This is a genomic window from Streptomyces sp. NRRL F-5126 (genome assembly GCF_000721265.1).
Classification (GTDB): Bacteria; Actinomycetota; Actinomycetes; order Streptomycetales; family Streptomycetaceae; genus Streptomyces.
Genome location: NZ_JOFZ01000081.1, coordinates 1 through 429 on the forward strand (window position 1 = coordinate 1; position 429 = coordinate 429).

The 429-nt window shown below is 68.1% G+C and carries 1 protein-coding gene; it reads left to right on the plus strand.

Going from position 1 to position 429, the window contains the following annotated elements; genetic code table 11:
* On the plus strand, positions 1-429 hold a 429-nt coding region (locus IH48_RS33970; protein ID WP_037844122.1), incomplete at both ends, for a KR domain-containing protein.

The window sequence follows — 429 nt, forward strand, 5'->3', positions numbered from 1 at the left end:
CACCCCTGTGGGGCCTCATCCGCACCGCACAGAGCGAAAACCCCGACCGCTTCACCCTCATCGACCTAGACACCACCCCGATCAACCCAGCCACTCTCCAAACGGCCCTGGCCACCACCGAACCCCAACTGGCCCTCCGCAACAACACCATCCACACACCCCGCCTGACCCGCACCACCACCCCCACCGACAGCGACACCGACGCCACACCCACGCCACTCGACCCGAACGGCACCATCCTCATCACCGGCGGCACCGGCACCCTCGGCAGCCTCCTCGCCCACCACCTCGCAGACCAAGGCCACACCCACCTACACCTCACCAGCCGACGCGGCCCCAAAGCCCAAGGCGCCAAGCAACTCCACCAAGACCTCACCGCCCTCGGCGCAAACGTCACCATCACCGCCTGCGACACCGCCGACGCCAACC